We start from the raw sequence: 10,182 nt of genomic DNA on the forward strand, positions 1-10,182 counted from the left end.
CAATATTTTATTTGAAAGAAAAAACTTATAATTATATTGTTTTTTACTATTTTTAAATCCCAACAATTGGAATTTGGCATTTAAACATTGTTATTTTTATTTATGAGTAAACCATATAATTTAGAAGAAAGAACTCTCCTCTTTGCAAAAGAATGCAGAATCTATATAAGGTCTTTACCTAAAAATATTTCAAACATCGAAGATGGAAAACAACTTATAAGATCCTCTGGTTCAATTGGTGCAAATTACATTGAAGCAAATGAAAAGTTGGGCGATAAAGATTTAATTTTCAGACTTAAAATAGCTCGAAAAGAAGCTAAAGAATCTAAATTTTGGCTACAATTATTAAATGATTTAAATCCAGATCAAAACTCACTTTCAGAATCTTTATTATTTGAAATTGAAGAGTTGCGAAAAATTCTTTCTGCAATAATCACCAAAACTTCGAAACAATAAGTTAATATTTAATCTTACTTTTGCAGCATTAACATATTAACGTTTCTATATTCAAATTGGAATTTGGATTTTTCGCATTGGAATTTCTTCCCAAGATTGGAATTTGGAATTTAAAAAATTGGAATTTTATATTTATGTTTAAGTTTAAGCAATTTTCTATAAAACAAGATAAAACCGCTATGAAAGTTGGTACCGATGGCGTTTTATTGGGTTCTTGGGCTCCAATTGATCACAATCCGTTTAGTGTATTGGATATTGGTGCTGGAACAGGAATTATTGCTTTGATGCTGGCACAGCGAACTCATGCAGAACAAATTGATGCTTTAGAAATTGATGAAGACGCTTACGAACAAGCTGTAGAAAATTTTGAAGCTTCTCCTTGGGGTGATCGCCTATTTTGTTTTCATGCTGGTCTGGATGAATTTATTGATGAACCAGAAGACGAATACGATTTAATCGTTTCGAATCCGCCTTTTTATGCTGAAGATTATAAAACAGAAAGCGAACAACGTGATTTAGCTCGTTTTCAAGATGCAATGCCTTTTGAAGAACTTGTCGAAGCCGCTGATTTACTGCTGTCAGAAAACGGAATATTTGCTTTGATTATTCCTTTCAAAGAAGAAGAAAAATTTATTGCTCTAGCAAAAGAATCAGAACTTTATCCTTTAAAAATTACAAGAGTAAAAGGAACTCCAAAATCTGAAATTAAGCGAAGTTTATTGGCTTTTAGCCGAAATGAAGTTTCTGAAATTGAAATCGATGAATTAGTAATCGAAATTGATCGTCATGTTTATACTCCAGAGTATATTGAACTTACTAAAGAATTCTACCTGAAAATGTAAAAAAACATCTTTGCCAAAGTTTAAAAACTCTGACAAAGATTATATTTAGATTTTCTATTTCCCATTTTTAGCAAAAAGAACAGCTCTTTCCAAAACCTCATCTTTTCCTTGCTGAATTCCTAAAATAGTAGGTTTCACTTCAATATCAGGTACAATACCTATTCTTTGCACCTCTTTTTTATCTGGATAAAAAACACCATAAGTTGTAAATGAAGTCCAAATACCTTTTATAATTTCAAACCTGTAATTTGCACCATCTGAACCTGCAGTCTGACTGCCAATTACAATAGATTTAGGCGCTACTTTTAGTGTCATAGCAGTAAATTCTGAATGACTTATTGATTTTTCATTCACCAAAAGAATAACATTTCCTTTATAGTAATCAGGATTAGTTTTTCCACATGGAGTTTCTTCTTTTCTCCAGATATAACGCCCCGGATAACTCAAATCAGCATCAATCGACTTTACAAAATCCCTCGGTTCTGGGTTTAAATACTCTGCTATCGCAAAATTAGTCCCTTGAGGATAATTTCGAATGTCAAAAATTATAGATTTACAGTCTTTAAACTTTTCCATCATTGCAGAAACATCTTCTGTTGTCAATACCGCCATATTTACATAACCGATATTATTTTCTAACAATTTGTATTTCTCGCTATTATTCTCATAATTAATATTCAAGTCTTTATAGAGATACCTCTTTATTGTTTTTATTGCAGTTTTATCATTTCTTACAAATTCAATTTTGCTAGTATCAGTACGACCATAAAAAATTGGGTATTCATTGTTTAAAATTGCAGCATAATTGGATCCTTCAATATATTTTATATTCTCTTTTATAAGATCTCCAATTGCTTTCCCATCTATTTTAGTAATAACATCCCCTATTCTAATATCGTTTATTTTAGATAAGGATTCATTCTTAAATCCAGTAACAATTGCTTTATCATCGATAATTTTAACATCAAAAGAAATACCGTGACGTCCAAAAAAATCGAATATTTTATTTGCTCCAAACAAGGCATGAGTATCATTTAACTTAGCGCTAACTTCTTTTAGTGACAAATAATAATCATCTTGCGAAATAGGATTAATCGTTCTTGGTAAAAATTCAAGTAAAGTTAAATCCCATTTTTGATCCATCTGGTATTTGTATGGAAAGAAATATTCAACATAGTTCCAAAAACGAAACAAAAGCAAAAGACGAAAGTTTTTGTCTTTATCTTTAAATTCAGCATATTCTACTTCATTTTTAAATTCAATACCTTTTTCAACATAATATTGTTTGCCTTGAATTCTATTTTGCTCAATAAATTTAAGTTTTTGACAAAGGCTTTTAGAAAACAATAATGTATCCTGTGTCCAAGAAAGGTCAAGATTTTTATCAAAATAATCAACCTCTTCGTTTGATATTTCAGCTTCATATGCTTTAACTTTTCCCAAAGAGTTAATCCACTTTTCGATAACCTTTGAGAATTCTGCATCCGTTTTTGTTTCTTCTATTTTTGGTAAAATCTGAAATAGCTGTTCATCCCAATTTTTACTTCCATCGGTAACATTTGGATGGTAATATTTTAGAAACCCCCAAACTTTGCAGGTTGCGGCTAACTTTTGGGTTTCGGTAATTGGTTTTGAAAAAGAAAATTGAAATAATAGTAAAAATACAATAAGTACAGTTTTTTTCATTTAAAGATTTGAGATTTTAGTTAGTTAGAGCTAATATTAAACCTGTTCAAAAATACTTTTAAACTGATATAGAATCCTTTCGATTAAACGCAAATCTTCGGTTACAATTTCTGCACTTCCTTTCATTTCCTGCTGAAAGGTAATCTGTTTATCGTATGATGTTCTTAGTCCCTTCGGAAGCGCTACGTCTATAAGCAAATTTCCATCTTTATCAGGCACCAGTGAAATGTTTTTTATTTCGCCTTTTAAAACCCCAAACTCTCTATCAGGATAATTGGCTAGACGAATATTGACACGTTGCCCGACTTTGATTTTTCCTGAATTTAAAGCCGGCGCTTTTACTTTTCCTATAAAACTATTTTTAGCATCTGGGATTATAGAAAACACATTGTCTCCGACGTTTATGGTTTGGTTTTCATTCCAAACCTGCAGAAAAGTCACTTTACCGTTAATGGAAGATTTTAGCGCATAAGCCAGCTCCCAATCTCTTATCACTTTTTTCAGCTGGTAAAAAGATTGCGAAACACTGCGCCCAAGGTTTACTTCCTCTCTCGTGCTGTTTATCTGCGAATTCTGGCTTGATTTTGTGTTATCAATCAAAGAAGACCTTAATTGGGAAATTGACGACAGTAAGCTTCTATAATTCTTCTGCGCCTGAAGGAAACTCAGTTTTTTGGCTTCCATTTCCTGAGCAGAAATAATTCCTTTATTGAATAAGGTTTCAAAACGTGCCACCTCATTTTTCTGGAGTTCTAATTCGCTTTCGTTAAGCTGTTTTTGCTGCAGCAGGATATCCAGTCTCTCCTTTATCTGAATTTTCTCCGAACTCTGTGCCTTACTTTCAATTTCGAAAGGATGCAAGCTTTCATTAAGCTGCTGTGCCTGATAATCTTTCTGAAATACGGCAAAAGCACTTTCAATTTCACCTAGCTGTGTGTTTTTTAGTAATGCAAACGGAAAAGCTTTTTCAGGACTATTAATATCATAATCATCCACAATCTTTTTTAGCAGAAAAACATCTTTATAATTCGCTGTGTTTTCAATAATGGCCAACGTACTGTTTTTATCAACCTCTGTTTTATCTTTTACTAAAATCGCTTCAATTCGCCCGGAAGATTTTGACACAATCTTCTCCGGCGGAATATTAGTTGTAATAACAATTTCTGTTTTTACCATATCTGGGTATTTGACAAACCAGGAAACAAAAAACAGCATAATTATTATGGCAAATATCAGAACGGTTCCCCATCGTATCATCCAATGTGGCACTTTGGTCAGGATATCCTGAACCTCTTCGCTTCTTAATTCAAAAGTATCGTTATTTTCTGCCATGCCTAATTTCCTAACTGCAATTGATTTTTAACCAATTCAAAATAATTCCCTCTTTGCTCAACCAACGTGGTATGATTTCCTATTTCGATAATTCTGCCTTTATCCAAAACCACAATCTGATCAGCATTCATTACTGTGCTCAATCGATGCGCTATTACAATTACCGTTTTGTTTTTAAAGAAAATATCAAGCTTCTGCATAATTTCTTTTTCATTGTTAGCATCAAGGGCTGATGTTGCTTCATCAAAAAACAAAATTTCGGGATTCTTATACACCGCTCTGGCAATCAGCAATCGCTGTTTCTGCCCAGTACTCATTCCTAATCCTTCTGCGCCAATTTTGGTGTTATATCCCAATGGAAGTTCGCTCACATATTGTTTAATATTTGCTACATCAGATGCATAAAGCAACCGCTCTTTGTCTACTTTATCGGCTCCAACTGCAATATTATTTGCAATTGTATCACTAAAAATATACCCCTCTTGCATAACCGCTCCAATATTAGATCTCCATGCTTTTTGCGAAATATTTTTCAATTGAGCATTTCCAATGCTGATTTCACCTTTATCAGGATCATAAAACTTCAGTAGTAGTTTCATTAGAGTTGTTTTTCCGCTCCCGCTAACTCCCACTATTGCGGTTACTTTATTAGTCGGAATTTTCAAATTTAAGCTGTCTAAAACAGGAATGTCTGAACCTAAATACCTATAAGAAACATTTTTTATTTCGATATCTGAATCATACGGAACATCATTTGACTGATGTTCCTCCTGTTGGGTTTCATCTTCTTTTTCGTGAATTTCAGATAATCTTGCCAATGAAATTTTAGCATCCTGAAGCTCTCTCACAAATTGGATCAGCTGTGTAATCGGTCCATTTAAACTGCCTACAATCGAATTAATGGCCAGCATCATCCCTAACGTTATAGAACCATCAATAACAAGTTTTGCAGATAAAAAAGTAATGAAAATATTTTTCAATTCATTTATTACTGATGACCCAATAGTTTGCGACTGCTCTAAAACCAAGCCTTTTATAGAAACCCTAAATAATCTTGCCTGAACGTATTCCCAGCCCCAGCGTTTCTCTTTCTCGGCATTATGGAGCTTAATTTCCTGCATTCCGTTTATCAGCTCCATTACTTTGCTCTGCTCAACAGAAACTTCAGCAAAACGTTTGTAATCCAATACTTCTCTTCGTTTTAAAAACATGCTTATCCAGCCAAAATAAAGAAGACTTCCAGCAAAAAACACCAAAAATATTTTGAGATTAAAATAAGCCAGAACCGCTCCCAATACCAACATATTGATAAGAGAAAATAGTACATTTAAAGAAGATGTGGTAAGTATTTTTTCGATTCTACGATGATCATTTATACGCTGCATGATATCGCCCGTCATTCTTACATCAAAAAAAGAGATTGGAAGATTCATTAGCTTTATGAAGAAATCAGAAATTAATGAAATATTAATGCGGGTAGAAAGATGGAGCAGTATCCAGCTTCTTATCAGTTCCAGCCCTGTTCTGCCAGCAAAAAGAAACAGCTGGGCAAATAGAATCAGGTAAATGAAATGAATATTCTGGTTCTGGATTCCGACATCAACAATACTCTGGGTTAAAAATGGAAATATAAGCTGTAACAAGCTGCCTGCCAGAAGCCCTATAGCTAACTGCGTAAGAAATGATTTGTATTGAAAGAGATATTGTGAAAGGAATCTGAATCCCAATCCTGAATTTTCCTCTTTATCAAAATTAGACTGAAAAAATTTTGGCGTTGCTTCAATCAATAATGCAATTCCTTCCTTTGTTTCGTCGTCAGCATTGTTACCAATCCAGAATTTTAAAAAATCTTCTTTATTGTATCCTATCAGTCCAAAAGCAGGATCTGAAATATAATAAATCCCCTTTCTTATTTTATAAAGTACAACGTAATGGTTTTTATTCCAGTGCAGAATACATGGCAATGGAGCCTCTTCTAACCTTTCCAAGCTTAGCTTTACACCCAAAGTCCTAAAACCGATTTTTTCGGCAGCATCACTTAAAAAAAGCAAATTGCTTCCTTCACGAGTTGTTTCGCTAATGTCTCTCAACTCCTGAATGTTGATTGTTTTACCGTAATATTTAGCAATAATTTTTAAACATGTCGGTCCGCAATCTTTGTTATCTGCCTGTATGTAATGAGCGAACTTTTTCAATTTATTTTAATTTATTCACGAGCAATTTAAGAAAAAAAATTCTTGTTAATCCATAAAAAAAACAGAGAAGATCTAAATCTTCTCTGTTTCAGTATTTAAAAACAAATTTTAGCAACACAATTTCTTTAGGACATGGCCGCGGTTACCCTAACCAAATAAAAATAACCTAGCGGCCAACTCCTAAGAATCTCAGTACCAATCATCAATACTGAGAATATGCTCAATGTTCCACGATCGAGCGCCTATACATTCAAAAAAAACATGACTAAATTCTAAATAAGGCTATATCGTATTACTTTTAAAAAAAGTTAAAAATCAACAACAAAGACGACTTGTATCACAAATACCTGACGATGTATTTAGCGGACAAGTTTCGCCTGGTGGTATTAAAAAGCATCCTGCTTCTAAAGCATAAACCCAACATTCTGGAATTCCTCCTCTCATGGTTTTTTGTTCATTTTTATTTATGCACTGAGCACCTTCTAGGTTTAAAATCTTTTTCAACATAGCTAATACCATTTTATATAGCAATAGTGTTTTTTTCTATTGCTTGTTATAATTAAAAAAATTAGCAAGCAGAATACTTCTCTATAACGGTATCATGGCAATTAAACTCTTGTAGATACTCGCTTCCCAAAATATTTTTCTGCTCTTTTTTTGTCAGCTTTCTTGTTTCTTTGCTTTTTAAAATCTTTTCTAACATAACTGGCTATTTAAGTTTTTCGGTAAGGCTCAAGTCTAAAGTGCAACTTGATGCTTAAAAAAATCTTCTTTAGCAGCTTCCAGCATAACTATTTGGTAGACATTCCAGTATGCTGGAACGGTTCCAAATTCTGTACATCTTTTAGCTTTAAATCCATCTTCACAAATCGGAGCATGATCTCTGTTAAGTGTTTTCAGTTCATTCGCAGTCAATTCTACTGCACCTTTCAATTTCAAAATATTCTTTAACATCACTGCAGGTTTTTAAATTGGGGTTACTTGTTTCTATTTCTACAGTTGAAACTTCTGTATTTCTTTAAGCTATTTTCTCTAAAATCTGAACTTCCTCTGCATAATCATTTAGAAAATACTTCAATTCATTCAATTCATATTCGTTTGGAAATAGCCTTTCATTTACAATTTTAATAGGTGTATAATTAAAATTGTTCAAAGAGCACCAATCATATTGTTTCTGAATTTCCTGATTTATCATCATGCTAACAGAATCAACATTCCATTTTTTCAACCACTTTTTGTGGGTCATTCTCTTAATATACCAATCTGAAATCGCTTCGACTGTTTTACCAGGTGTTGTTCTGTTAATAGTTAAAAGTCTTTCAACAACTGCTTTATAAGGGTTTTCGTTGTTTTCTGGATTAATATTAAAAAGAACATTCAAAAATATTTTATCTGGAAACTTCAATACTAAATCAAAAGCCTCTTGAAAAGTTTTATAACAATGTCCACAGCTTGGACTAAGAATCACAGAAAGTCTAACTCCTGCGTTTCTATTTCCAAATGTCAAACCTCTTAAATCTTCAAATCCCTTGTTGTATTTTACCTTTTTAGATAAGAAGTTTAATAAGGAGTAATTTCTTTTAAATTTCTTAAGCTCTTTTAAAGAGTTTTCATTATCAAGCATTTTTCTAATCATCACCTTAACTGCTGCCCATATTGGTATCAAAAGCAATAAAGAGAATACATAAGGAAAAATTTCATTAAAACTGAAACTCAACGTAAAAAGATCTGATGAGAACCAAACGATGCTTTGAGCCAATATTAAAAATGATACTGCCAAACACATTATGCACCATTTTTGGATCTCAAACTTCTGGATCCAGATCGAGCAAACTATTATTGGGATGGCCAACAGACTTAAGAATCCAACAAAAACTGCTGAATTTAATGGTTGAACTAATATTGCAATAATACTTGAACTAAAGAAAAGCAATGGCAAATCTGAAAAACTCAACCATCTGTTTGCAATATCATCATTAAAGCTTATTACAGAGTGACAAGAAGAATTAGAGCTTAAATTACAAAATTTTGAAATTACTGTATTCTTAACTCCCCATCTCTCTTGCACAATAAATATGCTTACTATTAAGCCTAAAACCGATGTTACCAAAAACGAAGCGCTAAACCAATCAAAACGGTTATAGAATAAAGACAATCCCGCTACAAGTACAAGAGGCAGAAAATACTTTAACCAATTGTATTCTATTTTTAAATTATCTCTTGCTACAACATTGTTTGGTTCAATAGCTACAATTACTCCGTTCCAGTCTAAAAGGAATTTATCATAAGATAATTTTTGGCTTCCTTTTTTTGAAGTTGTGATTCTAACACCGCTTTTAATTTTTTCGACTAGAATTAATTCGTCTTTAAAATATGCCAAAAAGTTAGATGGCAAATCTTCAATCTGCTCTTTCGAAACTCTTACAGCAGCGTTTTCTACAGAAAGCAAATCAAACGAGTCTGTAATGGCAAACAAACTCGGATAATTTGGGTGAGACAAAAACAGATCCTTAAACTCATTTTTGATATCTGAGTAGCGGTTGATTTGCAGAAATTTTTGAACCAGTTTTAACATCGCTTTTGACCGTTTTTAAATCATAATTACACTGCAAAGATTGGGGTTTTTATTGATAAAAATCACATCAACACATACATTTTATTAATTATACCACATACAATTTATAAATTATACCAAGTATAGTACCCCACACAAACTCTTTATTTACAATACTTTATGTGTTTTATTTTTCAACAAAAAGCATAGAAAGCCCATTTTCGATTAACGGTTTTGCTTTTTATCTAGTTTTGGATATGCAATAATCTAAACATGAAAAAACATGAAAAATAGACCCGTAAAAACACATGATTTTTAAATGCAAAAATCATAAGACAGGTTTTCATAAACTACTCAAAATAGTCAAAGTTGAAACCTTAAATTGAAAAAAATACTCCCCAAAAAACGAACCTAAGCAGTACCTTTTTTTAGCGAAACTAACTTACAAATAGAGCCCATTTCTTACTGCTTTTAAGCCTAAAAAAACCTTACATAAACCATTTTAATGCTGCTTTGCATTTAACCAAAATCGCATAAAAATATTTCTGAAAGATTTATATTACTAATTTTTAACTCGCAAAATATATCATGAAAAACTCAAGATTCAAAGATTTTCAAATAGAAACAATTTCTAGAAAAGAACAGCAAACAATTAAAGGAGGAGACGTAGAGCCGCTTCCTGAACCATATCCAAGCAAAGGAAATGGCGGCAACGGAAGTACATAAAGAGAACTGAAACATTTAAAATTAAATCCCAAAAAAATCAAAGTCATGAAAAATAGCACATTAACATTCGAAGATTTTCAAATAGAAACAATTTCTAGAAAAGAACAGCAAATAATTAAAGGAGGAGACGTAGAGCCGCTTCCTGAACCATATCCAAGCAAAGGAAATGGCGGTAACGGAAGTAATTAAAGAAAGCTGAAACATTTAAAATTAAATCCCAAAAAAAATCAAAGTCATGAAAAATAGCACATTAACATTCGAAGATTTTCAAATAGAAACAATTTCTAGAAAAGAACAGCAAATAATTAAAGGAGGAGATGTAGAACCGCTTCCTGAACCATATCCAAGCAAAGGAAATGGCGGCAACGGAAGTAATTAAAGAAAGCTGAAA

General features: G+C 32.4%; 11 protein-coding genes. 5 read left to right on the top strand and 6 right to left on the bottom strand.

Features of this window, described 5'->3' with window-relative positions:
- Window positions 1–102: 102 nt before the first annotated feature.
- Window positions 103–456: a four helix bundle protein gene (locus tag DM397_RS02575; protein ID WP_111376056.1), complete on the top strand. Its 354-nt coding sequence runs from the start codon at window positions 103–105 to the stop codon at window positions 454–456.
- Between the two features lie 134 nt (window positions 457–590).
- Window positions 591–1,298, top strand: coding sequence for a tRNA1(Val) (adenine(37)-N6)-methyltransferase (locus DM397_RS02580; RefSeq protein WP_111376067.1), 708 nt, complete (start codon window positions 591–593; stop codon window positions 1,296–1,298).
- 54 nt (window positions 1,299–1,352) lie between these two features.
- Here the strand turns inward: DM397_RS02580 and DM397_RS02585 are convergent, their stop codons facing one another.
- The 6 genes from DM397_RS02585 to DM397_RS02610 form a co-directional block, all read right to left on the bottom strand.
- On the bottom strand, window positions 1,353–2,984 hold the full coding sequence (locus tag DM397_RS02585; RefSeq protein WP_111376057.1) for a S41 family peptidase: 1,632 nt from the start codon (window positions 2,982–2,984) through the stop codon (window positions 1,353–1,355).
- 36 nt (window positions 2,985–3,020) lie between these two features.
- Complete coding sequence (locus DM397_RS02590) at window positions 3,021–4,316, bottom strand: HlyD family secretion protein (protein ID WP_111376058.1); 1,296 nt, start codon at window positions 4,314–4,316, stop codon at window positions 3,021–3,023.
- Window positions 4,317–4,318: 2 nt separating this feature from the next.
- Window positions 4,319–6,511, bottom strand: coding sequence for a peptidase domain-containing ABC transporter (locus DM397_RS02595; RefSeq protein ID WP_111376059.1), 2,193 nt, complete (start codon window positions 6,509–6,511; stop codon window positions 4,319–4,321).
- Between the two features lie 568 nt (window positions 6,512–7,079).
- Window positions 7,080–7,214 (bottom strand): hypothetical protein, encoded by a 135-nt coding sequence (locus DM397_RS24080; RefSeq protein WP_260677858.1) that lies wholly within the window; start codon window positions 7,212–7,214, stop codon window positions 7,080–7,082.
- Window positions 7,215–7,249: 35 nt separating this feature from the next.
- Window positions 7,250–7,468 carry a hypothetical protein gene (locus DM397_RS02605; RefSeq protein WP_162615453.1) on the bottom strand — a complete coding sequence of 73 codons (219 nt, stop codon included), beginning with the start codon at window positions 7,466–7,468 and terminating at the stop codon, window positions 7,250–7,252.
- A gap of 61 nt (window positions 7,469–7,529) precedes the next feature.
- A complete protein-coding gene (locus DM397_RS02610; RefSeq protein ID WP_111376062.1) occupies window positions 7,530–9,086 on the bottom strand; it encodes a vitamin K epoxide reductase family protein in 1,557 nt (518 codons plus the stop codon).
- Window positions 9,087–9,653: 567 nt separating this feature from the next.
- Here DM397_RS02610 and DM397_RS02615 point away from each other — a divergent pair.
- Genes DM397_RS02615 through DM397_RS02625 form a run of 3 tightly spaced genes read left to right on the top strand, consistent with a single transcriptional unit; the run spans window position 9,654 to window position 10,170 of the window.
- Window positions 9,654–9,791: an rSAM-modified peptide gene (locus tag DM397_RS02615; protein WP_111376063.1), complete on the top strand. Its 138-nt coding sequence runs from the start codon at window positions 9,654–9,656 to the stop codon at window positions 9,789–9,791.
- Between the two features lie 45 nt (window positions 9,792–9,836).
- Window positions 9,837–9,980, top strand: a complete 144-nt coding sequence (locus DM397_RS02620; protein ID WP_111376064.1) for an rSAM-modified peptide — start codon at window positions 9,837–9,839, stop codon at window positions 9,978–9,980.
- Between the two features lie 46 nt (window positions 9,981–10,026).
- Window positions 10,027–10,170, top strand: coding sequence for an rSAM-modified peptide (locus DM397_RS02625; RefSeq protein WP_111376064.1), 144 nt, complete (start codon window positions 10,027–10,029; stop codon window positions 10,168–10,170).
- Window positions 10,171–10,182 lie beyond the last annotated feature (12 nt).

This window comes from Flavobacterium nitrogenifigens (assembly GCF_003254565.1).
Lineage (GTDB): Bacteria > Bacteroidota > Bacteroidia > Flavobacteriales > Flavobacteriaceae > Flavobacterium > Flavobacterium nitrogenifigens.